The sequence below is a fragment of the Candidatus Neomarinimicrobiota bacterium genome, assembly GCA_012964825.1.
Lineage (GTDB): Bacteria > Fidelibacterota > Marinisomatia > Marinisomatales > S15-B10 > UBA2125.
This window is the reverse complement of sequence record DTTI01000065.1, coordinates 1-26,070: the sequence shown is the minus strand read 5'-3', so window position 1 is coordinate 26,070 and position 26,070 is coordinate 1. Positions and strand designations below refer to the sequence as shown.

General features: G+C 45.3%; 26 protein-coding genes. 25 read left to right on the top strand and 1 reads right to left on the bottom strand.

The window, feature by feature from the left end; translation table 11 throughout:
* The 7 genes from EYO21_06435 to guaB all read left to right on the top strand — a co-directional run.
* Nucleotides 1-456 (top strand): sodium-dependent transporter (locus tag EYO21_06435; GenBank protein HIB03444.1); only part of this gene is annotated, 456 nt, incomplete at its 5' end.
* A 150-nt stretch (nt 457-606) separates the two neighbouring features.
* A complete protein-coding gene (locus EYO21_06430) occupies nt 607-1,443 on the top strand; it encodes a hypothetical protein (GenBank protein ID HIB03443.1) in 837 nt (278 codons plus the stop codon).
* Nucleotides 1,436-1,621, top strand: coding sequence for a hypothetical protein (locus EYO21_06425; GenBank protein HIB03442.1), 186 nt, complete (start codon nt 1,436-1,438; stop codon nt 1,619-1,621). Before EYO21_06430 ends, EYO21_06425 begins: the two co-directional genes overlap by 8 nt.
* Entirely contained in the window at nt 1,599-2,780 is a 1,182-nt protein-coding gene (locus EYO21_06420; GenBank protein ID HIB03441.1) for an NAD(P)/FAD-dependent oxidoreductase, read from the top strand. The genes EYO21_06425 and EYO21_06420 overlap by 23 nt, the downstream gene beginning before the upstream one ends.
* Nucleotides 2,780-5,596: a hypothetical protein gene (locus tag EYO21_06415; GenBank protein HIB03440.1), complete on the top strand. Its 2,817-nt coding sequence runs from the start codon at nt 2,780-2,782 to the stop codon at nt 5,594-5,596. The genes EYO21_06420 and EYO21_06415 overlap by 1 nt, the downstream gene beginning before the upstream one ends.
* Nucleotides 5,597-5,632: 36 nt before the next feature.
* On the top strand, nt 5,633-7,153 hold the full coding sequence (gene hutH / locus EYO21_06410; protein ID HIB03439.1) for a histidine ammonia-lyase: 1,521 nt from the start codon (nt 5,633-5,635) through the stop codon (nt 7,151-7,153).
* Nucleotides 7,154-7,155: 2 nt separating this feature from the next.
* Nucleotides 7,156-8,625, top strand: a complete 1,470-nt coding sequence (gene guaB, locus EYO21_06405) for an IMP dehydrogenase (protein ID HIB03438.1) — start codon at nt 7,156-7,158, stop codon at nt 8,623-8,625.
* Between the two features lie 21 nt (nt 8,626-8,646).
* Here the strand turns inward: guaB and rpsT are convergent, their stop codons facing one another.
* Nucleotides 8,647-8,904 carry a 30S ribosomal protein S20 gene (rpsT, locus tag EYO21_06400; protein HIB03437.1) on the bottom strand — a complete coding sequence of 86 codons (258 nt, stop codon included), beginning with the start codon at nt 8,902-8,904 and terminating at the stop codon, nt 8,647-8,649.
* 129 nt (nt 8,905-9,033) lie between these two features.
* Between rpsT and EYO21_06395 the strand changes: the two genes are divergently transcribed.
* The 18 genes from EYO21_06395 to EYO21_06310 all read left to right on the top strand — a co-directional run.
* Nucleotides 9,034-9,714 (top strand): Crp/Fnr family transcriptional regulator, encoded by a 681-nt coding sequence (locus EYO21_06395; GenBank protein HIB03436.1) that lies wholly within the window; start codon nt 9,034-9,036, stop codon nt 9,712-9,714.
* A 50-nt stretch (nt 9,715-9,764) separates the two neighbouring features.
* A complete protein-coding gene (gene meaB / locus EYO21_06390; protein ID HIB03435.1) occupies nt 9,765-10,703 on the top strand; it encodes a methylmalonyl Co-A mutase-associated GTPase MeaB in 939 nt (312 codons plus the stop codon).
* A 22-nt stretch (nt 10,704-10,725) separates the two neighbouring features.
* Nucleotides 10,726-11,427, top strand: coding sequence for a twin-arginine translocase subunit TatC (tatC, locus tag EYO21_06385; GenBank protein HIB03434.1), 702 nt, complete (start codon nt 10,726-10,728; stop codon nt 11,425-11,427).
* Between the two features lie 35 nt (nt 11,428-11,462).
* Nucleotides 11,463-12,449 carry a polyprenyl synthetase family protein gene (locus tag EYO21_06380; GenBank protein ID HIB03433.1) on the top strand — a complete coding sequence of 329 codons (987 nt, stop codon included), beginning with the start codon at nt 11,463-11,465 and terminating at the stop codon, nt 12,447-12,449.
* Between the two features lie 69 nt (nt 12,450-12,518).
* A complete protein-coding gene (locus EYO21_06375) occupies nt 12,519-13,475 on the top strand; it encodes a glycosyltransferase family 9 protein (protein ID HIB03432.1) in 957 nt (318 codons plus the stop codon).
* 1 nt (nt 13,476) lies between these two features.
* Entirely contained in the window at nt 13,477-14,757 is a 1,281-nt protein-coding gene (locus tag EYO21_06370) for a hypothetical protein (protein HIB03431.1), read from the top strand.
* Nucleotides 14,750-16,066: an ATP-binding cassette domain-containing protein gene (locus tag EYO21_06365; GenBank protein ID HIB03430.1), complete on the top strand. Its 1,317-nt coding sequence runs from the start codon at nt 14,750-14,752 to the stop codon at nt 16,064-16,066. Before EYO21_06370 ends, EYO21_06365 begins: the two co-directional genes overlap by 8 nt.
* The gene (locus EYO21_06360; GenBank protein HIB03429.1) at nt 16,059-16,625 is read left to right on the top strand and encodes a CDP-alcohol phosphatidyltransferase family protein; all 567 of its coding nucleotides are present in this window, start codon (nt 16,059-16,061) and stop codon (nt 16,623-16,625) included. The genes EYO21_06365 and EYO21_06360 overlap by 8 nt, the downstream gene beginning before the upstream one ends.
* 131 nt (nt 16,626-16,756) lie before the next feature.
* Entirely contained in the window at nt 16,757-18,748 is a 1,992-nt protein-coding gene (gene uvrB, locus EYO21_06355; protein HIB03428.1) for an excinuclease ABC subunit UvrB, read from the top strand.
* 38 nt (nt 18,749-18,786) lie between these two features.
* Nucleotides 18,787-19,779, top strand: a complete 993-nt coding sequence (gene galE / locus EYO21_06350; GenBank protein HIB03427.1) for a UDP-glucose 4-epimerase GalE — start codon at nt 18,787-18,789, stop codon at nt 19,777-19,779.
* Nucleotides 19,776-20,978 (top strand): sigma-54-dependent Fis family transcriptional regulator, encoded by a 1,203-nt coding sequence (locus EYO21_06345; protein ID HIB03426.1) that lies wholly within the window; start codon nt 19,776-19,778, stop codon nt 20,976-20,978. The genes galE and EYO21_06345 overlap by 4 nt, the downstream gene beginning before the upstream one ends.
* A 16-nt stretch (nt 20,979-20,994) precedes the next feature.
* Complete coding sequence (locus tag EYO21_06340; protein ID HIB03425.1) at nt 20,995-21,594, top strand: hypothetical protein; 600 nt, start codon at nt 20,995-20,997, stop codon at nt 21,592-21,594.
* 11 nt (nt 21,595-21,605) lie between these two features.
* Nucleotides 21,606-22,898 (top strand): asparagine--tRNA ligase, encoded by a 1,293-nt coding sequence (gene asnS, locus EYO21_06335; protein HIB03424.1) that lies wholly within the window; start codon nt 21,606-21,608, stop codon nt 22,896-22,898.
* Between the two features lie 55 nt (nt 22,899-22,953).
* Nucleotides 22,954-23,406: a TIGR00725 family protein gene (locus EYO21_06330; GenBank protein HIB03423.1), complete on the top strand. Its 453-nt coding sequence runs from the start codon at nt 22,954-22,956 to the stop codon at nt 23,404-23,406.
* Nucleotides 23,403-23,693: an acylphosphatase gene (locus EYO21_06325; GenBank protein HIB03422.1), complete on the top strand. Its 291-nt coding sequence runs from the start codon at nt 23,403-23,405 to the stop codon at nt 23,691-23,693. The genes EYO21_06330 and EYO21_06325 overlap by 4 nt, the downstream gene beginning before the upstream one ends.
* A gap of 21 nt (nt 23,694-23,714) precedes the next feature.
* Entirely contained in the window at nt 23,715-25,328 is a 1,614-nt protein-coding gene (locus tag EYO21_06320; GenBank protein HIB03421.1) for an NAD+ synthase, read from the top strand.
* 28 nt (nt 25,329-25,356) lie between these two features.
* Nucleotides 25,357-25,797, top strand: coding sequence for a hypothetical protein (locus EYO21_06315; GenBank protein ID HIB03420.1), 441 nt, complete (start codon nt 25,357-25,359; stop codon nt 25,795-25,797).
* A gap of 9 nt (nt 25,798-25,806) precedes the next feature.
* The coding region (locus EYO21_06310) for a hypothetical protein (protein HIB03419.1) at nt 25,807-26,070 on the top strand (264 nt) is incomplete at its 3' end.

The window sequence follows — 26,070 nt, the reverse complement described above, 5'->3', positions numbered from 1 at the left end:
ACACTGTTCTTTGTTTTACTTTTCATGGCTGCCCTCACATCGGCAATCTCAATTCTTGAAGTGGTGACAGCATATTTTATTGACCAAAAAGGGTGGTCCAGGAAAAAAGCTACGATACAATTCGGTGCCGTGATAACTATCGTCGGGATGTTCTGTTCTTTCTCGCTGGGAGGTGGAGTCAATATTACAGAATTCCTGGGTATATCATTTTTTGATGCCATGGATTATTTATCCTCAAAATACATGCTTCCACTTGGCGGAATGTTTACAGCGATTTTCATCATAAAAAAATGGGGAATTACCGAATATATGAATGAACTACGTTCTGGTATGGAAGTAACAATCTTATCAGATAAATTGGTCAAGGCCTTTTTAACCATTGCAGCTGCTGTAGTGGCCTTCATCATATTAAATGAAATTTATTCTGAAATTTTCGGTAAGGCACTGATTGGATAAACCTTGCTGTAACTATTTGTCTTGTAAGTAATGGTGATTGCACGCTGTATAAATACTGATACGAAACTTTACCAAAGACTGAACGGTTTCTTTTGTTCTTTAGATTGGATTTTTGAGGTTCGCCCTGTCCTGCTGCTTTCCATTTGGACTATGATGACAGCTGGTATCAGCGCCTACAAAGGTACCACAATTAATGAGTTCTACTGGGCCACCACTTTCAATTGGTCGCTGTTTTTTGCCTTTCTTGGAATGACGCTTATAGCCTGTTCATCTGCATTGAAAGGAAATGATTCTGAAACAGAAAAGTTTACTCTCATTTTATTTCTTTCTGGTATTATTGTTGTTCTTTCATCAGTGGCAATGGAAGCTGAAGCAGAAGGTAGAATAAGCCTATTTTTCGCCGTTGGAGCATGGATATCTGTTTTTTATGTTTCATGGAGAGCTTACCTGAAGTATCGGGAGAAGCTTGTTGATAAAAAATTGCTAATGAACATTCCCTTCAGCGGGGTTCCTGCTCTTTCTCTTTTCATGATCGGTTGGCATCTAGCTGACGGCAGACTAATGAGTGGATTGTTTGCTTCGGTACCGTATTCCTGCGGTTTTATTGCTGTTGCTCTCCTTTGGGATTTATCAGTGAAAGCTGAAGAGCTTTTCCATCGCGATTTTATGGATGGTGTTGTGAGACCAGTGGGTATTGGATCAGTTTTGCTGGTATTATCAACTATCTTGGGCTATAGGATGGGTGATCCTGTTGTTAGCACGGCCGCTATTATTGCTGTACCATTCTTTGTTGTGGCGTTGGTTTTCCCGCGGTCGGAACATATTATCCGCGCCTTTAGATATCCGCTCATGATTTTAGCCTTCTTTGTAGGTATTAGATATCCGTGGCTTTGGTTCGCCATGTTCCTGAACTACAATGTAGTGAGGTGGTATAATTACTTTCGCCACGGCATTATTCGTCCCACATTGAAAGTGATTTATGATTGAGATCAAACCAAACAAGTGCGATTTCTGTGGCTGTTGTGTAGGCGTTTGTCCTGTCGATTGCATTGAACTTAAAGAGGCAGACATCGCCATCGATTATAATATTTGTATAGACTGTAAACTGTGCCTGTATATCTGCCCCATAGAGGTGTTTGAGGATGTGGAGACAGCGGAAGTTTGATCTGATTGTTGTAGGAGGCGGCCCGGCTGGGACCACGGCTGCGCGGTATGCCGCCAAAGGGGGTATCAATGTTCTTCTTTTGGAGAAGGATCGAGATATCGGTGTGCCGGTAAGATGCGGTGAGGCTGCAAGCGATGAAGGTCTAAGAATATTTGTTGAACCTGATCCACGCTGGATCAAATCAGTCATTACAAAGTTGCGTCTTATTTCACCGAATGGGCGCACGATAGATGTTGATCTTAAGCAAAAAGGATACATACTTGATCGGAGGATTTTCGATTATGATCTGGCCCAGTATGCTGCTGTCGAGGGTGCACAGATAGTATGTAAAGCATATGTGGATGGACTACTTTTTGATGGTGATAAAGTTTCCGGTGTGAAGGGTGAGTATCTCGGTGAACCATTTGAGGTAAAATCGAAACTGGTGATTGGTGCAGACGGTGTTGAAAGCCGTGTCGGAAGATGGGCCGGACTAAAAACGGTTGTCAAAATGAAAGATATGGAGTCAGCCATTCAGAAAACCATTTCTGGAATTGAAGTGAATGAGCATAGGCTTGATTTTTACATGTCTCGAGAGTGGGCCCCGGGCGGATATCTGTGGATATTCCCGAAAGGACCTAATGCAGCCAACATTGGGTTGGCTGTATCCGGAAAATATAGCCGTTTCCGCTCCGCTCAACGATACTTGGATGATTTTTTACAGAAGACATTTCCAGATGGTTCGGTGGTTAGTTCAACAGTGGGAGGGGTGCCTTGCGACAAAACACTGAAGAAATTTGTCACTCATGGTCTTATGCTGGCCGGTGATTCCGCCCATATGGTGAATCCCATGACAGGTGGAGGGATTGTTCCCGGTATGCGTGGTGGCATGCTGGCGGGTGAAACAGCTGCTGAGGCCATCAAAGAAGATGATACATCCGAAAAATATCTAAACCGTTATGCCAAAAAGTGGCACAAAGTTGGTGGAAGAAATCATGAGCGGTTCTATTCCATTAAAGAAACCGTTAGCAAGTTGACAGATGATGAGTTGGATAGTATTGCTGATGCTGTTGGAAAAATTCCGCCAAACGACCGCACCATTGCAAAAGTATTTCGAAATGCTATTGTTAAAAAACCTTCCCTTATTATTGATGTAATGAAGGTGTTTGCAGGCGTTTAATGGAGCTTGCGGATCTCCTCAACCAACTAGATCTCCACACTTTTATCGCGTTCGATTTCGAGACTACAGGTCTCGATCCATCTAATGACAAGATCACAGAATTTGCTGCCGTCCGCTTTGAACAAGGCAAGGTCGTTGGCTCCTATCAAACACTGGTGAATCCTCAGCGGCCTATCCCATCGGAAATTGTGAGGAAAACGGGAATTACTGATGAGATGGTTAAGGACGCACCTATAGAGGAAAAGGTCATCGAAAAAATGTTTGAGTTCATCGGAGATCATCCCCTCGTCGCTCACAATTTTCCATTTGACTTGGCATTTCTCACTGATCTCAAAATGAATTACCTTTCTCAGGAAGTGAAAAACGAGGGGTACGATACGGTACCTCTTTCCCAGGCATTCCTTTTTTTTCTGCCTAACCATCAGCTTGGGACAATTGCCGAATATTTGGGTTCCAGAAGCGAAGGGACACACCGAGCCCTGGCGGATACTGAATTACTGGGGCAGCTGTTTCTGAAACTGATCCATGAAGCTGCATCCTATCCATTGCCAGTTATACAGAAAATTCTTTCCGCGAGTGAGGGAAAATCATTTATTAACAAGACACTATACATGAATCTCGCCAATGTATTGGTAAAGAGTGGTAATCTAAAAAAAGGCTTGGTGAGTAGCGACATTATGAAAGATATGCCGTCACCAATCTTCCGACATGAGGGTAAGCGGGAGTCATTCCCGGCTATTTCCGAAGAATTTTTCGCTAGTGATGGACTTTTGGCTGGTTCCTTTTCTGGTGGAGAATACGAAGTGAGACAGAGTCAAATTAATTACGCAAATTTTGTGAAGGATATTTTCGATGACGGTGCTGTTGGAGTCCTTGAAGCCGGCACTGGTTTGGGAAAATCGCTGGCTTATCTCATGTCATCCTTGAGAACGGCGTTGGCAACCGGGGGAGAGCCTGTTATTATCTCCTGCCATACCAAGCCCCTTCAGGACCAGCTTTTCCAGAGGGAAATTCCCAAACTGGCGTCAGCATTGGACGTCTCCTTTTCTGCCACCGTGATGAAAGGTCGACAGAATTATGTCTGTCTTACCAGGGTCGATCGCGTCATAGCGGACGCCCGGACGCTGCTTTCTGAGCAGGAGGTGCAATCACTGATCGTTATACTGATCTGGCTTCAGTGGACAAAATCAGGCGATTTTGAGGAGTGTACGGGTTTTTTGAAGAGGAGGCCATATCGTTTAAGGTCCATGATCCAGAGCGACCCCGGTTTTTGCAGACCTCGTGTTTGTAAGCAGAAAGGAGGATGCTTCCTTGGGCCACTCAGGGATGCAACGCAGGATGCCGATCTGATTGTGGTGAATCATTCATTCTTGCTCTACGAACTGGAAAACCAGAATATTCTCCCTTCCCTGAAAACAGTAGTGATCGATGAGGCTCACAATCTTATCCGTGTGGGATACAACCACTTTCGTGTGAGAGTGAGTAATAGAATTATCGCCGATCAACTCTCAGTTCTTTCTAAATCATCTTCACGAGGGAGGCGCATTAAACTACAGATGAATGCCATTTCCCAATCAGTACCCGAAGCATCAAAATATTTTACCTCGCTCTGCAATGCTGCGGAACATTTGATTGAAACCAGCAGTCGGTTTTTTGATGCGCTATCTAAGAATGGGGTAGGAAACTATTCCAGTGAAGTTAGATACGAACATTCTGTGAGGATCAGGAATCTTAGTGAGCATTTCATGGGACTGGAGGAAGAGCTGAGCACTTTACAGGAAGCATTTGCCGTGGGTGCCTCTGCCTCCGCCCGGTTGCAATCCGTTATAACGGAAGCGCCGGACAATCTAAAGGATGCAGAAGTGTCGGGCATCATTAACCGGGTGACAGAGAGTATTATATCTCTGGCAGATGCTCTCAGTGTCGTTTCAGATGAAGAGGAGGAAGATTGGGTCTACTGGGAGACTGGGAAATTTGTCAGGGGCGATTTAAAAATCAGCTTGAATGCTGTTCCCATTGATACAGGGCCGAACCTTCGCTCCCTCATTTTCGATAACACAGCCGCATCAGTACTCACCTCCGCTACGCTGTCGCTCAATACCGAGTTTAGCTACTTTCTTGGTCGGTTCGGACTCGAGGGTTACGAAGAAAAACAAGTGAAGGTGCAATCGTTTTCCAGCCCTTTCTACTATGAGGATCAATGTACTTATCTGCAGTGGGCGGGAAAGACAGGGCCAAAAGACCAAAACTTTGTCCCCTTGTTGGCAAAACTGGTGGAATCTCTGTTCCATCAATATGGGAAAAGAACCCTCGTTCTCTTTACCAGTCGTGCTATGCTCAGGGAGTGCCTCGAAAGATTGGAGTCCAGCGGGTTTGGGAATAGGGTACCTCTGTTGGCCCAGCTCTCCACCGGATCCCGTCCAGCGCTAATTAACCAGTTCCGCCGGACGAGTAATGGCATTCTATTGGGGACCAGTTCATTTTGGGAAGGGATCGACCTTCCCGGTGACCTTCTGGAAATCCTTGTCATTGCCAAAATTCCATTTGATGTACCCAACGAGCCCACCACAGAAGCGTATAACGAAAAGATTGAAGAATCAGGAGGCAATTCTTTTTTGGAGCATTCCGTACCGGCAGCCGCAATCCGCTTGCGTCAGGGGTTCGGTAGATTAATTCGCAGCATGAATGATGAAGGAATCTTTATCAATATGGATAATCGTGTTGTTAAAAAAAGGTATGGACATGTTTTTCAGTCCGTTATTCCTGTTACAATGAAAACATTTTCTGAAGAATCCGGTCTTCATGTCCATGCTTGATTCAAATCTCAACCATGGGCTAAATTCCGAGTTACCATGATCACTGTTTCAGGACAAGAGTACACTTTTGAGGATTTAAAACCGTTTGTAACCGGTTCTCAAAAAGTTCTAGTAAAAGGTGAGGTAAAAACATCTATTCTTCGATCAAGAGGGGTGTTAGAAGATCAAATCTCTTCAGGAAAGATCATTTACGGGGTCAATACCGGTTTCGGTGCACTTAGTCAACGACATATCGATGAAAAGGACCAGAAGCAACTCCAGCTCAATTTGGTTCGGAGCCACAGCGCCGGTGTTGGGGATCCATTCGAACCGGGTTTAACCCGGGCCATTCTGTTCCTGAAGCTGATCAACTTTTGTCTAGGATATAGCGGTGTACGGTGGGATGTGGTTGCTCTGTTGAGGGACTTCATCAATTATGATATATTACCAGTTATTCCTTCAAAGGGATCAGTTGGTGCCAGCGGTGATCTTGCGCCGTTGTCACATATGACTCTGGCTCTTATCGGTGAAGGGGAAGTCCTTTTCAATGATCGTGTCATTCCTTCCTCCAATGTCTATAAAAAAACTGGATTGAGTCCATTGACTCTTATGGCAAAAGAAGGAATAGCACTTTTGAATGGTACACAAGTTTCAACTGCACTAGCTGTGAACGGTTTGATAAAAATGCAGAATCTTCTTATGACGGCCGATCTGGTTTCGGCAATTTCTGTAGAGGCAACGCTTAGCTCCCGTAAAGTGTTTAACCCAACTTTACATCGTCTGAAAAAGCACCCCGGACAAATAAAGTCGGCAAAGAACCTCTGGAACATTTTGAATAAGAGTGATATTGTCAAATCTCACGAAGATTGCGACCGTGTCCAGGATCCTTATAGCTTCCGATGCATTCCTCATGTTCACGGTGCATGCCGGGAGACATTTGAGTCAGTCAAACGTGTTATTAATAATGAAATCAACAGTGTGAGCGATAATCCTCTTGTGATGTGGGAGTCTAATGGGGTGTATAATTCTGGGCATTTCCATGCCGAGCCGGTGGGACAGGCGGCGGATATGTTATCCATTTCCGCCGTGGTATTGGGGGGTATTTCTGAACGACGGGTGTACAGGATGATGGATGGGGAAAATATGGGGGTGGCACCATTTCTTGCTGGTTCACCAGGTGTTGAGTCTGGGTATATGATAGCACAGATTACTGCAGCGGCCCTGGCATCTGAGAACAAAACATTGGCTTTTCCCGCTTCTGTTGACTCAATAACTACCGAAAACGGACAGGAAGATTTTGTCTCTATGGCGCCAATCGCCGGTCGAAAGCTTTTGAGTATTATAGATAATCTGGAACATATTCTGGCCATCGAGTTGCTGGTTGCTACACATTTGTTAGATCTCCGCCGGCCTCTTAAGTCTTCTCCTGTGACTAAAGCAGTCCGTGATGCGGTCCGCCGTGTTATTCCTTTCAACAGTCGTGATCGGGTTTTATCTGCAGAGATTGCCAGTGCTGTTGGATTGATTCGGAGTGAGAAGATAATTTCAGCAGCAAATTCAAAGCTAAAGTTGAACTGAAAATGGCGAGATACAGTAAACTAAAAGAGTCTCTTACTTTCGATGATGTCCTTCTTGTGCCGAGGCATTCAAAAGTGCTTCCCAAGGAAGTTGATGTCACAGCACAGCTTACGAAGTCCATTAATCTCAACATACCAATCCTCAGTGCCGCTATGGACACAGTAACTGAAAGTGATATGGCCGTCGCCTTGGCAAGAGAGGGAGGTATGGGCGTCATTCACAAGAATATGTCTGTAGACCGCCAGGTGAAGGAAGTGACTAAAGTAAAACGGGCCGAGAGCGGAATTATCCTAGACCCTGTCACCATTTCCCCGGATAAGACGCTGAAGGATGCCATCGCTATAATGAAGCACCATGAGATATCAGGTCTTCCCGTCATTGGTGATTCTGACAAGATCATTGGCATTCTTACTGAGCGCGATATCCGGTTCGAATCAAACCTTGATCAGTCCGTTATTGAGGTTATGACCAAAGAGTTGATCACAGCTAAGAGCGGTACCACCTTAGAGACAGCAAAAGACATTCTACAGAAGAACAGAATCGAAAAACTTCTCCTGATAGACAAAGAAATGAAATTAGCTGGTATGGTGACGGTGCGTGATATTTTGATGAAAGAGAAATATCCTGATGCTTCTCTTGATCCCCACGGCCGGCTTTTGGTTGCCGCCGCTGTAGGTGTTGCCGACGATCTGGATGAGAGAGTTTCAGGACTTATCGGCGCAGGTGTGGATGTGATTGTGCTCGATTCCGCTCACGGTCATTCTCAGGGCGTGTTGGATGCTGTGGGAAAAGTGAAGTCAAATTACAATGACGTTCCGGTTATTGCCGGGAATGTTGCCACCGGTGATGGTACACGTGCTATCATTGACGCCGGAGCCGACAGTGTGAAAGTTGGTCTCGGTGCCGGAGCAAGCTGCACCACCCGGGTTGTCAGTGGAATTGGTGTTCCTCAATTCACCGCTATTGTAGATGCGGTGGAGGCTGCTGCAAAAAACGAGGTACCTGTTATTTCCGACGGGGGTATACGTTTCTCTGGTGATATGGCAAAGGCCATGGCTGCTGGTGCCGATTGTGTGATGCTTGGTAATTTACTTTCAGGATTAGATGAAAGCCCTGGCGAGGTGATCCTTCATGAAGGTCGCCAATATAAGTCTTTTCGCGGAATGGGCTCGATTGGCACCATGAGGGAAGGGAGTGCTGACAGGTATTTTCAAGAGGGAGAATCCGGGATTAAGCTCGTTCCAGAAGGTGTGGAAGGGCTGGTTCCATACAGAGGTAGTTTAAGTTCGGTCATCTATCAGCTTGTTGGTGGGCTCCGTGCCAGCATGGGATATTGCGGTGTAATGGATATCCCCGCCTTTAAAAAAGAAGCCGAATTTATAAGAATTTCCTCCGCGTCTTACGCTGAAGGTCATCCTCACGATCTTAGGATTGTCAAGGATGCCCCTAATTATCAGCCAAAAGACAGTTAGAAAGCTGAAGTTTTCGGTATACTAGGAAAGGGAGTTAACGTATTTCGTCAGCGCAGATTTGCGCCTGGCGGCAGTTTTCTTGTGTAGAATCTTTTTTGATGCCAGACTGTCGATGATGGATATGGCCTTACGATAGAGCGTTTCAACTTCATTTTTATCCGTGGATGAAAGTACCTTTTTCACGGCCGATTTCATCATTGACTTATAGTGGAAATTGTGAACATAATTATTAGCCTGCTGTCGTTGACGTTTTTTGACAGATTTTGTTCTATTACTCATATGTAGTCATAATCTCATTTTAGTGTGTCTTCATAACGGTCGCAAATTTATATGCACTGAAATGAAGAACCAAACTCTCTTGCCGGGAATTTATTTTGAAATTCTTTAACTGAACATTACCTTCAGTTGATGAGAGATTTAGAACTCCTAGCATCAGTTCCCATTTTTTCGGATCTTCATTCCACCGATTTGGATGAACTTCATTCTCGTATGTCCAAACGTTCGTATGCAAAGAATGATATTATACTCATGGAGGATGAATTTGGTGATACATTTTTTATCATCAGCAATGGCAGTATCAAAATTACCCGCGTCAGTGAAGATGGGAGAGAGGTGATTCTTGCAATATTAGGCGAGGGAGATTTCTTCGGTGAGATGTCTCTCTTGGATGGCGAAACGCGGTCCGCAAATGCCATAGCGCACGGAGATTGCCATGTGCTTATTTTGAAGCGCCACGATTTTCTTCTGTTCCTTGAAAAGTTTCCGAAAATTGCTATTTCACTTCTAATTGAGCTTGCTGGTCGAATCCGTAAGACTGACCAGCAGATTGAAAGCTTTGCTTTAAGCGATGCTGAGCAGCGGATCGGCGTCACCATCTTGCGACTTGCTGAAGAATTGGGAACCATCCGAAAAGGCGTGGTTCATATTTCCAAATTGCCCTATCAGCAGGATATTGCAAACATGGCCGGTACGTCTCGCGAAACTGTCTCCCGAATGCTCAAACTCCTTGAAGAAAAAAGTTTAATATCAAGGAAAGCACACACTCTCTCCATTCTTGACTACACGAAATTCAGGGATACTTTTATGTAAACTCCACTTGGGCTTAAAACCGGCTCAAACTCAACTATTTTCAATTGATCATGAGTAAGACGATCATAGAGCACCTTCAGGGGAATGATTTAAAGGCCATCTCGAGGCTCATGTCAGCTGTTGAAAACGGCAGCCAAACAGATGATGTCCTCAATGATGAACTCTATTCACATTCTTTGGATTCGGTTCGCATTGGGATTACAGGCCCGCCGGGTGCCGGAAAGAGCACACTCATTGATAAACTGGTAAAACTCATCAGGAAAGATGAAAAAACTGTGGGTGTCATTTCCGTCGATCCCACCAGCCCCTTTTCCGGTGGTGCTCTCCTGGGCGATCGCATCAGGATGAACCAGCATTCAATGGATAGCGGAGTATATGTGAGAAGTATGGGGAATCGCGGAATGACTGGGGGGCTGGCTAAAAAATCCCATCTTATGGGAGATATTCTATCATGTACGGGGAAAGAGGTTATCATATTTGAGACAATTGGTGTGGGACAGTCTGAGACAGAAATCATTGAAAATGCAGATATCACAGTTGTTGTGTTGGTGCCGGAAGTGGGGGATGAGGTGCAGTTCATGAAAGCAGGACCCATTGAGGTGGGTGATCTTTTTGTGGTTAACAAGTCGGACAAAGACGGGGCTAAGCGCGTAGCCGACCTTTTATCTGAATATCTCAAAGATTCAGCCGAAGCCCGGCAATTCATTCCTGAGATAGTTTTGACGACTGCATCATCTGGTGAAGGAGTGGCCGAACTTTATACAAAATCATTTAATCTTATTGCACATTTGGAAAAGGCGGGCATTCTAGAAAAGCGGCGTGAAAGACAATACCTGAACCGCGTACGGGGTGCCGTTCGGGATGAACTTGTTCAGCTCTTTTGGAATGGTCAGCCGGAACTGGTCTTAGACTCGGAAATTTCAACTCACAGGGCTAATGGCCGATCTCCCTACTCAGCGGCGCGCCACCTTATAGATTCCCTGAAATAGAATTATTACCGATCAAACCGAAATGCAATTTCTTGATCATCTCGAGGAGCTCAGATGGCGAATCATCAAATCTTTGATAGCTGTTGTTGCGGGTGCTGGACTTGTTTTCCTTTTCATCGATCCTATTTTCAGGATTCTTTTGCTACCGGCTACATCTCTGGAGAATCCACCTGATCTACAGGTATTGAAAGTACACGGAATGTTCATGATCAAATGGGGGATTGCCTTTGTTGGGGGGGTCATTTTGGCTATTCCTGTCTTAACTTACCAGTTCTGGAAGTTTGTAGCACCGGGCATGCTTGAGAATGAACGAAGATACGCTTTTCCGGTGATCCTTTTTTCATTCGTCTTTTTTATAATTGGTGTCGTGTTTGCCTACTTTGTGGTGATCCCTTTTTCGCTCAATTTTTTCACTGGCATGGGATACGTTGACGTAGCTAACAATTTTTCCATCAACTACTATTTTAACTACATCCTCTGGATTCTCTTTTCCGCAGGCCTTCTGTTCGAACTGCCGGTCATTGTTCTGATCCTCTCATCCATCGGACTTCTGACTCCAGCTTTTATGCGTCAATACCGCCGTCACTCTGTGGTCGTCATTCTGATTCTCTCCTCCCTGTTAACCCCGCCAGATCCTGTCAGCTTGTTGATTATGACCGCTCCCCTCATGGTGCTTTATGAGATCAGTATTGGCATTTCACACATCTTTGCCAAGAAGTTTTAGTGAAGAGCAACAGCCTTTCACGGTAAATTTCACCAATGACTGAGACATTTGAACTGAAAAGAATCATTGAACCTATTGTGGAAGATTTGAAAGTTTTCCAGGATGAGTTTGAGCTAGCGCTGAAGTCTGAGGTCCGGCTCATCAATATAATTGCCCGCTATCTTTTAAGCCACAAAGGTAAAGCCATCCGACCCATACTCACCATCCTGTCGGCGCGGGTGAGTGGCGGTCCAACGTTGAACAGTTATAAGGCGGCAGCTATGGTTGAGCTTCTTCATCTCGCCACCCTTATGCATGATGATGTTGTGGATGAAGCCAAGAAGCGGCGGGGTTTTCCCACAATTCAAAAAATTTGGAAGAATAAAACAGCCATTATTATGGGCGATTTCATTTTGAGCCAGGTTCTCACAAACCTGATTCGTCTAAGAGATTTTGAGGCGTTGGACCTCATTTCAAACACAGCCAAACGTTTGAGCTCTGGAGAAATGCTTCAGATCGAGCGAAGCTTTAAAAAATCTATGTCCGAAGAAATTTATTTCAGGATGGTTAAAGATAAAACTGCCTCACTCATTTCAACCTCTTGTGAACTTGGAGTCATCACTACTTCAAAAAATGAAGACCACAAAACAGCGGCGCGGGATTATGGGGAAAAGCTGGGGGTGGCGTTTCAAATTAAGGATGATCTTTTTGATATTCTCGGCGCCACCAAGGACACCGGAAAGGATACCAATGCAGATGTTTCCAAGAATATGATCACCCTTCCAATTATTCATGCCATGTCGTCAACCCTTTCAGCCGTTGAACGGCGGCAGCTCCGCAAAACGCTCTCTAAGGATACCAAAAATAGAGATGTAAAACGATTGAAAGAGATTGTATCCGAACACGGCGGTTTTAGTTATGCCAAGAAGAAACTGCAAGAATTTTCCGATCAGGCTGTTGCCGCACTTACACCTTTTCCCGATTCTCCTTATAAAAGGTCCATGATAGATCTTTGTCTCTACAATGTGCAAAGGACGAAGTAGGGGGCCAGGGCGGCAATACTGGAAAGTACATCCTCGTTTGAAAAGGTTCTGATAATTCGCTTCAGTTCCATGGGCGACATCATATTTACCACAGCTGCTGTGGAGGCGCTCAAGAATCAACATCCAAATTGTGAGATTCATTTTCTCACGCTTCGCGATTATGCACCGATTTTAGAGGGACAACTCCACATCAGTCGCTTGATTTTGTTGGAACGCAACGCTGGATTTAGACGATTGACGGAACTGGCAGGTAAATTAGATGATGAAAACTATTCTCATGTTTTTGATCTTCACGATTCCCTTAGATCAGGAATTATTCGCCTCGGTATGAATTCTCACTGCTCCGTATACAAAAAACCGAGGCTCAACCGTTTTCTGCTCTTTTATTTTAAGTGGAACCGTTTCCCTCCAAATTTCGAGGTAACTAAAGAATATGTTAATTTCATGGGGTTGCAGGAAGGTGCTCTCACCCAATTGTACATATCAGTTAAGGAAAAAGAGCGGTGTAGCAGTTTGTTGGCCCGTTTCGGAGTTGCGCCACATTTTCTCGCGATCGTGCCCGGAGCTACCTGGCCAAACAAAGTTTGGACAGTAGCCGGGTACCGACAGCTGTTTGATTTGATGCATGGAAAGCAGGCGGTAATCTTGGGTGGGGCTGAAAACACTGTTTGTGATGAGATCGCAGGCGAATTCGAAAATGTCGTGAATCTTCGTGGAAAAACTAATCTGCGTACATCAATGACCATTCTATCTATTGCGTCGGTTGCGGTGGGTGCCGATACAGGGCTCATCCATGCAGCTGAGGCGCTGGGAACAGCAGTGGTGATGATCACAGGACCTACATCTAGGGAGACAGGTGCTAACGTCCGGCATACGGGTTCTCAGCAACTTTACTCCGATTTATGGTGCAGACCTTGTTCTAAAAACGGGCAGCGGAGATGCATCAGAAATGAGCAGTTGTGTCTCAGCGGTGTCACCAGTAAGGAAGTTTTAGAATCAATAAATTCAGTTTTTCCGGAAGCGTAAAATGAAACTTTTTTGGTTTAGTGTTTACAACTTTATTGCCCTGCCTATTCTTTTGGTTCTTGTGCTTTTTCTTTATCCCTTCAAGTCTAAAATCAGGCGTGCCTTGCACGAGCGGCGAGGAATGACCGATAAGCTCAGAAACTTTATTTCACAAATTGACAGTACTCGTCTGACTTATTGGTTTCATTGCGCTTCTCACGGGGAATACGAGCAGGTTAGGCCTGTCTTGCGTGGCTTGAAAGAGGTGGAGGAAGATAGTATCATTTTGGTAAGTTTTTTCTCACCTTCAGGTTATGCCAATGTGAACGACGATGATATAGATCTCAAGATTTATTTGCCCCTCGATTTTCCCTGGTCTGTATCGAAAATACTCAAGCTGGTCCGTCCCCATAAGCTAATATTCGCCGAGTATGACGTTTGGCCAAATCTTGTTTGGACAGCAGAAAGGCTCAAGATACACACGATCCTCTTTTCAGCAAGGTTGCACAGAAAGAGCCCAAAACTGTGGCCGATAATCAGCAATTTTTTCCACCATGTTTACAGCTCACTTGCGTCTGTCTATACTATCAGCGAAAAAGATCACATTCAACTTCGGCGACTTCTTTTGATAAAGCCTGGGAATATTGTCCGAGTCTTGGGGAGTCCCCGCTATGATCGGGTGAAAGACTTGGCTAAGGAGTCAGCCGTAGACCGCTCAAGGTCGGTACTTGAACGCCCCCTCCGGTTTATCGCAGGAAGTGTATGGCCTGAAGATGATCAACTTATTCTCGGTTCCATTTTGGAGATAGTCCGGGCCAAGCCCGAATTTGGTTTCACCTGGGTGCCCCACGAGCCGGATGTTAAATATATTAGTAAGACGTTCGAGCTGTTCACGAAGTTCGGTTTGAGCCCAAAGCTTTTCTCCCAGACTAGTAACGGTGTCAAGAGTGCCCGTGTGGTAATTATGGATAAAGTTGGTTACCTCTCACGGCTTTATTGGCAAGGGCGATTCGCCTATGTTGGAGGCGGTTTCACTACGGGCATTCATAATGTTATGGAACCAGCCATGGCCCGGCTTCCTACTGTTTTTGGTCCAAAATATCACAACTCACACGCAGCTGAGGAGTTGTTGGAAAATGGTGGAGGTTTCACCGTAAACACGCAAACTGAATTCGGTGACACTGTCAATCGTCTTTTGGATGATCAGCAATTTTATCTCAATTCCAGCGCGGCAGCTACTGAGGTGATCCATAAGAATATCGGTGCAGCAACTCGTGTAGTTAGAGGAATTCTCCGTGACTGAAGTCAGTTTTCTTATCCAGTTCCCTAAGTTTGATGTTCCATCTCGGAAAGTCCACCTTCGCACGGGAATACACGTCATTTATGGGGAGAGCGGGGTCGGAAAAAGCAGCCTTGGTCGGCGAATGGTTTCACTGTCTCACGAATCAGATCATCCAAATTTTAATCTGTCTCGAATTTCGGGTTTTATCTCGCCCATGATTGTAGCTCAAGACCCTGATGCCCAAATCGTTGCCCCCACTGTGGCAAGAGAGCTGGCTTTCAATCTTGAGAACGCTGGTTGGCCCGCGGAGAAAATCCAGCACCGGATTAAAATTGTGGCTGAGAGGTTCAATTTTTCATTTGGTTTAGAAAGACATCCATCGATGCTGTCTGGCGGCGAAAGGGAGCTCCTCAATCTTGCTTCGGCCCTCACTTCTTCTCCTGACTTTTTGATTATTGATGACGGACTTTCCTTCCTGAGTGAGCAGTCGAAAAAAATGTGTGTCACAATCCTGAAGGAGTGGTGTGAACGATTCAACGCCGTTGTTCTGTGGCTCACATCAGACCCTTCAGATCTGCAGTACAGTGAAAATGGCTGGCAACTGTGCCTGGATCATTTAGAGCATCTTGAAAAAAGGTTAGAGAAGATTTACCCGAAGATATCCATTCCACCGGGAAAGCTTTCATTAAAATTTAATAAGCTTTCTTTTGCTTATCCCAACTCTGGGCAACTGTTTAATGACCAGTGCCTTCAACTTAAAAAGATCCGATCATTAGCAGTCATTGGCGAGAACGGCTCCGGAAAATCGACCCTGGGGGCGCTTTTGTCTCAAATGGAAACGCCCCATGCCGGTGACATCAAGATAGAAATATACGACCGTTCACCATCTCTAGCCTACCTTCCTCAATCGCCCGAAAGATTGTTCGGAGGATACACTCCGGAGGAAGTGGCTAAGATGATTCTGTTAGAAGGGTTGGCTTCCGATGATTTTGCTCATCAGATTACAGATTCACTTGCCTCTTTTCAAATTCCCTGGTTCAGGATTTCCCAAACACCCTTACATCTGTTGAGTCTTTCGGAGTCGAGGATTGTGCTGATTGTTATGCTAAGCCAAGCTAAATATGAGTTGCTTATCCTAGATGAACCCATGTTTTCGCTGGGTGTTCAACAAAAGAAAAAGATGATTGAGTTTCTTGGCGCTCTTCTATCAAATAAACACCTTATTTTCGTAACGCATGATGAAATGGAGGCGGCTGCTCTCTCAGAAACTACGTTGGTGATTGCTAATGGGATAATCCATTCAAGACCAGCGATAAAAACACATGCCTGACACTCAGCAAAACATAAAGATTACCCATCCCACTAGAATCATTACGCTGGCTAATCTGCTAAGCGTGCTTCGTGCTTTTCTTGCTTTGCCTATTATTTATAGTCTCGCTCACGACAAAATTGCGCTGGCCGTGGTACTTGTTCTCGTTGCAGTTATCACCGATTGGCTGGATGGTTACTTCGCCCGGCGGGCCCACGAAGTGACAGACTTGGGGAAATTTCTTGATCCACTTGCCGATTCCATTGCAATTGGGGTCATCGTTCTGTTTATTTCTCTTGATGAGACGAGAAATTTCCCATTCTGGTTCTTTATTTTTTATATGACTCGTCAGTTGACTATTACACTGAGTGGTGTATATATGCTTAATCATGCACATGTTGTCCTGGGCTCCAACATTATCGGCAAATGGACCGTGGGGATCATTTCTTTGGCAATACTGCTCTACATTTTGAGAATTGAGGAGATTGGATTTTATCTAATACTGATTTCAACCGTTCTGTCGTTTGTCAGCTGGCTCCAGTATCTTGTTCGTAATCTCAATCAGAAAATTCAGTCGTAAAATCGACGCTCTAATAGCTGTTGTAATCTCTTACAGCGAACAAATTCTACTGAGACGGTTTAGTGTACTGAAAAATATTCCGACTCTATTTGTTGACACGATCCTCGGAAGAAAGTAAATTTCAAGTCAATATGGCAGAATTGAAGATTAACAGTCAATTCTCTCTCACGGCTGAACAATATGGAGCCATGACTGAACTGGTAGCTGGTTTGGAGCGGGGAGAAAAGTGGCAAACGTTGCTGGGCGTTACCGGTAGCGGAAAGACTTTTACCATGGCCAATATCATTCAGGAAGTCCAGCGGCCCACGCTTGTTATTTCGCATAACAAGACTCTGGCAGCACAGCTATATGGAGAATTCAAGAATCTCTTTCCGGATAACTGCGTAGAGTTCTTCATCAGCTATTACGATTACTACCAGCCTGAGGCCTATCTGCCGGTGACCGATACCTACATTGAAAAGGATTCTTCCGTCAACGAAGAGATCGACAAACTCCGACTCAAAGCTACCGAATCTCTTCTGACGCGGGATGATGTGATTGTGGTTAGTTCAGTTTCTTGTATTTACGGTATTGGCTCTCCAAAAGAATATCAGAACAAAGTTGTGCGTGTTAATCAGGGTGAAAAGATCTTCACGCGCCAGCTGTTTCGAGAGTTGGTGGAGATATACTACGTCCGTAGTGATGCCGTCTTGGAGCGAGGGCGGTTCCGGGTCCGGGGAGATGTGATTGAGATATATCCAGCTTATGAAGATCAGGCTGTGAGGATAGAGCTTTTTGGGAACGATGTGGAATCGATTCGCTTTTTCAATCCAATCACCGGGGAGATCACCCGATCTGTGGAAAACCTTTTTGTCTATCCGGCGAAGCATTTTGTGACTGATGAATCGTCCATGGAAGAAATTATCGATGCTATTCGAGATGAACTGGCTGTACGGCTTGAAGAGATGCGCAGTGACAATAAACTACTAGAGGCGCAGCGGCTGGAACAGCGAACCAATTTTGATATTGAAATGATGCTGGAGGTGGGATATTGCTCCGGTATTGAAAATTATTCCAGGTATTTCGCCGGGCGAAAACCAGGACAGCGGCCATATACACTCATTGACTATTTTCCGGACGATTTACTGATATTCATTGATGAATCCCACGTCACCCTTTCCCAGATCCAGGGTATGTATCATGGCGACAGGAGTAGAAAGGAAACGCTCGTTGAGTATGGTTTTCGCCTGCCGTCAGCTCTGGACAATCGGCCGCTCAAATACGATGAATTCGAAAAATGTGTGCATCAAGCAATCTTTTCCTCGGCAACACCGTCAGATCGGGAACACGCTTACACCGGTGGCGCTGTTGTGGAACAAATCACCCGTCCTACGGGTCTGCTGGATCCGGAAGTGGAAGTCCACCACACCGAAGGGCAAATAGATGACCTTATTGGCGAAATTCGGCTCCGAGTGAAAAGTCAAGAAAGAATCCTGGTGATAACCCTAACTAAAAGAATGTCAGAAGATCTGACCGACTATTTAATGGGGATGAATCTCCGGGTACGTTATCTCCATTCTGATATCAATACGTTGGAGCGGGTGAAAATTCTGAGAGATCTCAGGCTTGGCGAGTTTGACGTACTGGTGGGCATCAATCTGATGAGAGAAGGACTGGACCTGCCCGAGGTTTCTCTGGTTGCCGTCCTGGATGCTGATAAGGAAGGTTTCTTGAGATCCGAACGATCGTTGATGCAAGTTGCCGGCCGCGCTTCCAGAAATGTAAATGGGAAAGTGATCTTTTATGCCGACAAGGTGACAGACTCCATGAAAAAAGTAATAGACGAGACAAACCGGCGGCGTGAGTTTCAGAAGAAATATAATGAGAAGCATAAAATCACGCCGACAACCATCTATAAGTCAATGGATGATGTGATCCTGACAACGTCCGTTGCTGATGCCGTTAAGGAAACCGATCATATGGTATACGGGAGAAAGGGCGACTGGTTCGATACGCTGGACAAAGGTGCTGCTCTAGATATGATGAAGAACGAAATGCTGGAAGCTGCGGAAAAACTGCAATTCGAAAAAGCAGCGAGACTTAGAGATGAAATCGAAAAACTAAGAGAAGAATTGGTGACCTGACGCGGAGCGCTTTTGAGTTTGAATAGGATTAGAGTCTGATGAAAGTTTTAGTCACAGGCGGGGCGGGTTACATCGGTTCCCATATTGTACTGGACCTCTTAAATGCAGACCATGAGGTTGTCATTTTGGATGACATGTCGAGAGGGGCTGAAAAGAATATTCACGCCGATGCTCAATTTATTCGTGGTTCAACACTGGATGCAAGCAAGGTGAGAAAAGCCTTGGCCGGCGGTGTGGAGGCCGTGGTACATCTGGCCGCTTTCAAGGCAGCGGGGGAGTCCATGACAGATCCCGAAAAATATTCTACAAACAACATTTCAGGCACATTGACTTTGCTGAATACCATGGTAGCTGATAAAGTGAAGACAATCGTTTTTTCCTCAACGGCGGCCGTATACGGCTATCCTGAGTATCTTCCCATGGACGAGGATCACCCAACGGAACCTATCAACTACTATGGTTACACAAAACTTGCTATTGAACAGTACCTGAAGTGGTACGGTCAATTGAAAGGAGTGAAATTCGCCGCTCTGCGTTATTTCAACGCCGCCGGTTATGACGATCATGGTCGTGTCCTTGGGCTTGAAAAGAACCCGGCCAATCTTGTTCCTATTATTATGGAGGTGGCCAGCGGACAAAAACAGGTTTTTGAACTGTTTGGCAATGATTATGACACACCTGACGGCACCGGTATCCGGGATTATATTCATGTCACCGATTTGGCTTCAGCACATTTGCTGGCACTGGATTATTTGCTTTCTCACGATCACCTCACTGTAAATCTTTCTTCCGGCGAAAGCCATTCTGTTTTGGACGTGGTGAAAATGGCGGAAAAAGTGACACGCCGGAATATAGCGTACAACGTCGTTAATCGTCGTTCCGGTGATCCAGCTGAGCTGGTGGCTACGTCTAAACTTGCCAAAGAAACGCTGGGATGGGAGCCGATACATTCCGGTCTTGAGGAACTTTTGTCATCTATGTGGAAAGTGTACCAACACAATTTTGAAAAAGAGCCTGGGGTTTTGACATGAGTGAACTAGATATGGTGAGGCGAAATTCAGGGATTATAGGTACTTCCCAGGGCATTGATCAGGTCCTCGAAATGATCGTCCAAGTAGCACCGGTAGATATCTCGGTGCTCATCATCGGTGAATCGGGAACAGGGAAGGAGCTTGTGGCTAAAGCGATTCATAAACAGAGTCGCCGTTCATCCAAACCACTGGTGATCGTGAACTGTGGCGCCATCCCGGAAGGGATCATTGAGAGTGAACTTTTTGGTCACAAGAAAGGTTCTTTCACTGGGGCGGCAGAAGACAGAAAGGGATACTTTGAAGAAGCTGACGGCGGTACCGTATTTCTAGATGAGATAGGTGAAATGCCTGTGGAGACTCAGGTTAAACTCCTTCGGGTTCTTGAGTCAGGTGAGTTTATGCGTGTGGGTGACGCTAAAACGAGAAAGGTGGATGTGAGAATGATCGCCGCCACTAACAAAAATCTGACTCAAGAGACAGAAAAAGGACGGTTTCGCCAGGACCTTTACTACCGCCTCCGAACAGTTACCGTAGAAATACCGCCACTGCGCCAAAGGCTGGAAGATATTGATCTTTTAACGGAACGTTTTGCGCTTCTTTTTTCCCGCTCCAATGATATTGTTTTCAGGGGGTTCAGCACTGATGCAATCCGGGTGATGAAACAGTATGATTGGCCTGGCAATGTCCGAGAGCTTCGGAACTTTGTGGAGAGTGTCATCTTGTTGGAAAAAGGGAACAAAATTTCAAGCGAAATAGTATTGAAACATCTGGAACCTATGGTTGGCGGTGCATCACCGAATCTACCAGTTCCAGTGGACAAATCTTCCGGCCAGGCAGAGCGAGAACTGATTCTCCAGCAGCTGCTTTTTCTAAGGCAGGATATGCGTGATATCAAGAGTCTGTTCTCTGGTGGAAAGATTGATCACAGCGGCGAAATTGGCTATCTGAATTCCGGTGGCGGTTTGAATCTAACCGCTTTGGAAGGTGATGTGGGAAACCTTATCAAGTCGGGTGCTATTGGTGATATGAGCGTAAAGGACCTCGAAATGGAGCTCATATCACGCACATTGAAGAAATTCAATAAGAACAGGAGAAAGACAGCCCGTGCTCTTGGAATCAGTGAGAGGACGCTCTACAGGAAGATCAACGATTACGGCCTTGAGAAGAAACAGAAAAGATTTAGAGATGAAAATGAGTAAAACAGGTTAACCCGAGATGAGTGGTATTATCGATGAACTAAAACGGCGAATGATGATCCGGTTTGGGGTCGGATACGCCACGATCCTGCTCTGGTTCTTTTTAATGTTTTCCGGCTGTGGTCTCTACTCTTTTTCTGGTTCCATCCCACCGCACATCAAAAGTATCTCCATCCCTTTGTTTGTAAATGAGACGGCTGAATTTGGAATCGCTGAGGCAGTGACAGATGAGGTGACAAATGTCTTCCTGGAGGAGAACATCCTGAAGATCAGTGACCAAGGCGATTCCATTTTGAGGGGTACAATCAAAAGAGTAGAAGACAAGCCGTACACCTACTCTGAAATGGAAGAGGTGCTGGAGTATCGTTACAGTGTAGGCATCAGTGTGGAGTGGTTCGATGTGCGTGAAGAGAAAGCGCTTATAACTAAAAATTACACCAGCTGGGGAGCTTACAGCCTGACGGTTGATGTAGCTTCAGACGGTATCGACAACGACAGAGACGGTAAGGTTGACAGCGATGACCCGGATGAATCTGGAGACCCCCGCCAGCTGGCAATGAAGGCCGCGGTGACAAAGATTTCAGAAAGTATAATTAATGATATAGTCTCAACGTGGTAGAGGAGTAAACGGTGGGAAAAACATATATTGCTAATCTGGCTGATCATGTGGGGAAAGAGGTAATGCTAAACGGATGGGTGTATACCAAACGGTCCAGTGGGAAAATATGGTTCCTGATTTTGAGAGATGGTACGGGTTACACTCAGGGGGTGATATCACAAGAGAATGTTCCTGATGAAGTTTTTGATTTGGAGCCGGTACTAACGCAGGAGTCATCTGTATCTCTGACGGGATTAGTGAAGGAAGACAAAAGAAGTATCGGAGGTTATGAGCTGGACGTGAGCGACATCAAAGTGCACCAGATTGCCGATAAATATCCCATCACCAAGAAGGAGCACGGTACAGCTTTTCTCATGGACAACCGCCATCTCTGGCTCCGCTCAAGGAAACAGAATGCTGTCTTGAAAGTCCGTGCTGAGACGGTAAGAGCCATCCGGGATTATTTTGATAGCAACGGTTTTGTAAATCTTGATACACCTATTTTTACAGCAAACGCTTGTGAAGGGACCACCACCCTGTTTGAGACTGAATATTTTGGTCAAAGGGCTTTTCTGGCTCAAAGCGGTCAGTTATATAACGAAGCGAATATTATGTCCTTTGGAAAGGTTTACTGTTTTGGGCCAACGTTTCGAGCGGAGAAATCGAAAACACGGCGTCATTTGACGGAATTCTGGATGGTGGAGCCGGAAATTGCTTACTGTGATTTGGATGAGAATATGGACTGGGGCGAGGGACTGATATGCCACATTGTGCAGTGGGCCTTGGAAAATTGCCGGGAGCAGCTGGAAGTGCTGGATAGAGACACGTCACAATTGGAAAAGATCAAGGCACCATTCCCTCGAATTAGTTACACGGAAGCTGTTGATATTTTGAATGATAAAGGAGAAAGTTTTGAATGGGGTGGCGATTTCGGAGGGGGTGATGAGACAGTCATTTCCCAGCATTTTAACAGTCCTGTCATCGTCCATCGCTTCCCGGCTGCCATCAAGGCATTCTATATGAAGCGGGATCCTGAAGATGATAAACTGGCTCTCGGGATGGATATATTAGCACCGGAGGGTTACGGTGAGGTAATCGGAGGTGGTGAGCGTGAACACAATCATGACACCCTGGTGAGGCGAATTAACGAACATAAACTGCCAAAGGACTCCTTTCAGTGGTACCTGGACCTGCGAAAATACGGTACTGTTCCACATTCCGGTTTCGGCCTTGGTGTCGAGCGGACGGTGTCTTGGATCTGCGGGATTTCACATTTGAGAGAGGCAATTCCTTTCCCGAGAATGATACACAGACTGGAACCGTGATTCATCAGGAATTAAGCGATTATATGTTTGAGTAATTTGAATGGTAATTGAATAAATGACTGGGCAGAAGCGTATTGCTGTTTTCGGAGGATCTGAATGCACAGCTCAAACATCTGAAGCTGCTGAAAAGGTGGGAAAGCTTTTGGCTGAGAAAGGAGTTTTGGTCTACTGTGGCGGAAGGTCAGGTGTGATGAAGGCAGTCTGTAAAGGAACCAGTGAAGCTGGCGGTACGGTGGTGGGTGTTTTGCCCACGGAAGATGTGTCCGGTATCAACAACTATGTTACTGTTCCCGTTGCTACCGGGGCGGGTCAGGGACGGAATGTGATTATCGCTAATTCCGTTCATGGTGCTATCGCCATCGCCGGTGCTTATGGGACACTGTCTGAAATTGCCCACACGCTGGCCCAAAAAAAACCAGTGGTCACGCTGGGATCTTGGGATATTAAAGGTGTAAATGAGGCTCAAACGCCCGAAGGGGCTGTTCAAAAAATATTGGAACTCATATGAACGAAAAAAATAAATCAGTTGGTGCAAAGATTAAAGTGACAGGCCGAGTGCAGAGGGTCGCTTACCGTTATTTCGTCCAACACTGGGCGGAGGATTTTGGTATTGGCGGATGGGTCAGGAATCAGAGAGATGGTTCTGTTTTTCTTGAGGCTGAAGGGAGAAAGGACAGAATTGAGAAACTGATCAAAGAATTACAGGAGGGGCCCAACATGGCCCGGGTGGAAGATGTGAATGTAAAGTGGATCGGTTTCGAAAATAAATTCAGAAATTTTGAGGTGCGATATTAAAGTATAGCTTTAACTGTATCCATGAAAATAGCTCTATGCCAAATCAATCCCACTGTGGGAGATTTTGATAATAATTGTAAGAAGATTCTTTCATTCTATAGCAATTCTGTGGATGCTAATGCCGATATTGCTGTTTTTCCAGAATTGTCAATTACCGGGTATCCGCCCCAGGACCTGCTACTGGAAAGGTCATTTGTAGATAGGAATGTCCAAGTACTGGAGGTATTAAGGTCCGCCGTTGGCAATGTTCCCATGGTGGTTGGCTATGTCCACCCTAACGGAAACAGTCTTTATAATAGTGCTGCGTTACTACAGAACGGAGAGATATCTGGTAGATATGATAAAGTGCTTCTTCCAACATATGATGTTTTTGATGAGGACAGATATTTTACACCAGGAGAAAATCGGACGCCTCTGGTAGCAAAGATTGGCTCGGAAACAATATCTCTCGGTGTTGAGATTTGTGAAGATATGTGGGATGAAGATTATACCTGCAAAGTTACTGATGAACTTGTAGAGGCAGGCGCTGAACTGATCCTCAACATATCTTCATCACCTTTCAGTGAAGGAAAACTTTTTGAACGGGAGAGACTAATTAAAGGGCATGTGGATAGATGTAGGGTTCCTTTTCTGTATTGCAATCTTGTGGGAGGGCAGGATGAATTGATTTTTGACGGCAATTCAGTAGCATACTCCTCTGATGGAAGGCGGATTGCCGCTACCACTTCTTTCAAAGAAGAGATGGTGATTGTCGACCTTGATTCTGATAAGAAGATTTCAAATGACGACTATTCTCGAGAAGAGGAACTTTTTGCTGCATTGACATTAGGTATCAGTGATTACATTCATAAGACGGGACATACCAAGTGCGTTATAGGTCTCAGCGGTGGCATCGATTCGGCCCTCACAGCATGCCTTGCAAAAGAAGCCCTAGGCGAAGAAAATGTACTTTGCGTATCTATGCCATCCCGGTTCAGCACTCAACACAGTAAGGATGATGCCAAAGAACTCGCCAAAAACCTGAGTGTGAAATATTGTGTCCTTTCTATCGGTGAAATAGCATCTGTATATGAAACAGCGTTTGATTCTCAGTTCGACGGAATGGCCAGGGATATCACTGAGGAGAATATTCAGGCCCGCATCAGGGGGAATTTTCTTATGGCCTTTGCCAATAAAATGGGTTATCTCGTCTTATCCACTGGCAATAAGACGGAGCTGGCCTTGGGCTATTGTACGCTATACGGCGATATGAGTGGCGGACTGGCGGCCATTAGTGATCTCAACAAGATGGATGTCTATGGTCTCAGCAAATGGTACAATGAAAGTCAAAGCAGTGAGGTTATACCTGGGAACATTTTTTCGAAGAAACCGTCCGCAGAACTGGCTGAAGATCAGGTGGATCCATTTGATTATGAAGTGGTGAGTCCATTGGTGGAAGAGATTGTGGAGAATCATAGATCAAAGGCGGAACTGGTGGAACTTGGATATGACGCCAAACTGGTAGAAAATGTGAACCATTTGGTTCGCCGATCGGAGTTCAAGAGGCGGCAAGCAGCTCCGGGACTTCGCGTCACCTCCAAGGCTTTTGGCATGGGGCGCAGGTATCCTATTGTGAATCGTTTTATGGAAAGTTGAAGTAACTTTTGATGAAAATCATATTCTTATGAAAAGATTTTTTCTTTTTCTACTTCTTGGTGTATTCATCTTTCCTGTTTCAGCTCAGGACGGCCCTGATTACGGTTTCTGGTCCAACCTGGAAGATGACAAGAAAGTTGCATTTGTTCAGGGCTATTACACCGGACTTGCCCGGGGCCTGAAGATACTAGGACAGGAAGCATCCCGAATGCGGAGTCAGGATAAGTATTGGTCGCCCCCTTTTTCTCATGAAAATTCAGCGAAACGGATATCGGAATTTTTCACTGATCCCATGCCGGATTATGCTGAAATTGCCCGAATGATTAATGCCCTCTATGAGAATAATGATAACAGTCATATCAAACTTGAAACGGCTATTTATATTATTATGCTGCACCACGGAGGGAAGGAGAACCGGGCCAATACCATTCTACTGAGGGAGCAGAAGAGGGTTTTGAAGGGAAAATAATCTGAAACCATGAGGTCATTCATTACACCTGTTTTATTACTGTTTGTGCTGTCATTGCTAAGGGCCGATGAAAAAACATACGCTCTCGAACTTGTAGCGAGGGTAGAACTCCCCACTGTAGTCTGGAGTGTTGGTGATACCGCCGGCGGTTCGGACTGCTGGGGTTACGTTGACGACGAAGGGACCGACTACGCCATTATGGGGGTTTTGGACGGTACAGCTATTGTGAGGGCTGAAGATCAAAAAATAATCACAACCATTCCCGGTCCAGAG

Bases quoted from the DNA above. Each gene is read 5' to 3' on its own strand.
- galE (HIB03427.1), top strand. From the start codon at position 18,787: ATGAAAGTTTTAGTCACAGGCGGGGCGGGTTACATCGGTTCCCATATT.
- guaB (HIB03438.1), top strand. From the start codon at position 7,156: ATGGCGAGATACAGTAAACTAAAAGAGTCTCTTACTTTCGATGATGTC.
- EYO21_06330 (HIB03423.1), top strand. From the start codon at position 22,954: ATGACTGGGCAGAAGCGTATTGCTGTTTTCGGAGGATCTGAATGCACA.
- EYO21_06325 (HIB03422.1), top strand. From the start codon at position 23,403: ATGAACGAAAAAAATAAATCAGTTGGTGCAAAGATTAAAGTGACAGGC.
- EYO21_06360 (HIB03429.1), top strand. From the start codon at position 16,059: ATGCCTGACACTCAGCAAAACATAAAGATTACCCATCCCACTAGAATC.
- EYO21_06415 (HIB03440.1), top strand. From the start codon at position 2,780: ATGGAGCTTGCGGATCTCCTCAACCAACTAGATCTCCACACTTTTATC.
- EYO21_06395 (HIB03436.1), top strand. From the start codon at position 9,034: ATGAGAGATTTAGAACTCCTAGCATCAGTTCCCATTTTTTCGGATCTT.
- EYO21_06340 (HIB03425.1), top strand. From the start codon at position 20,995: ATGAGTGGTATTATCGATGAACTAAAACGGCGAATGATGATCCGGTTT.
- EYO21_06345 (HIB03426.1), top strand. From the start codon at position 19,776: ATGAGTGAACTAGATATGGTGAGGCGAAATTCAGGGATTATAGGTACT.
- EYO21_06375 (HIB03432.1), top strand. From the start codon at position 12,519: ATGGGCGACATCATATTTACCACAGCTGCTGTGGAGGCGCTCAAGAAT.
- rpsT (HIB03437.1), bottom strand. From the start codon at position 8,904: ATGAGTAATAGAACAAAATCTGTCAAAAAACGTCAACGACAGCAGGCT.
- meaB (HIB03435.1), top strand. From the start codon at position 9,765: ATGAGTAAGACGATCATAGAGCACCTTCAGGGGAATGATTTAAAGGCC.
- uvrB (HIB03428.1), top strand. From the start codon at position 16,757: ATGGCAGAATTGAAGATTAACAGTCAATTCTCTCTCACGGCTGAACAA.
- EYO21_06425 (HIB03442.1), top strand. From the start codon at position 1,436: ATGATTGAGATCAAACCAAACAAGTGCGATTTCTGTGGCTGTTGTGTA.
- hutH (HIB03439.1), top strand. From the start codon at position 5,633: ATGATCACTGTTTCAGGACAAGAGTACACTTTTGAGGATTTAAAACCG.
- EYO21_06370 (HIB03431.1), top strand. From the start codon at position 13,477: ATGAAACTTTTTTGGTTTAGTGTTTACAACTTTATTGCCCTGCCTATT.
- EYO21_06430 (HIB03443.1), top strand. From the start codon at position 607: ATGATGACAGCTGGTATCAGCGCCTACAAAGGTACCACAATTAATGAG.
- tatC (HIB03434.1), top strand. From the start codon at position 10,726: ATGCAATTTCTTGATCATCTCGAGGAGCTCAGATGGCGAATCATCAAA.
- EYO21_06315 (HIB03420.1), top strand. From the start codon at position 25,357: ATGAAAAGATTTTTTCTTTTTCTACTTCTTGGTGTATTCATCTTTCCT.
- EYO21_06320 (HIB03421.1), top strand. From the start codon at position 23,715: ATGAAAATAGCTCTATGCCAAATCAATCCCACTGTGGGAGATTTTGAT.
- EYO21_06420 (HIB03441.1), top strand. From the start codon at position 1,599: ATGTGGAGACAGCGGAAGTTTGATCTGATTGTTGTAGGAGGCGGCCCG.
- EYO21_06380 (HIB03433.1), top strand. From the start codon at position 11,463: ATGACTGAGACATTTGAACTGAAAAGAATCATTGAACCTATTGTGGAA.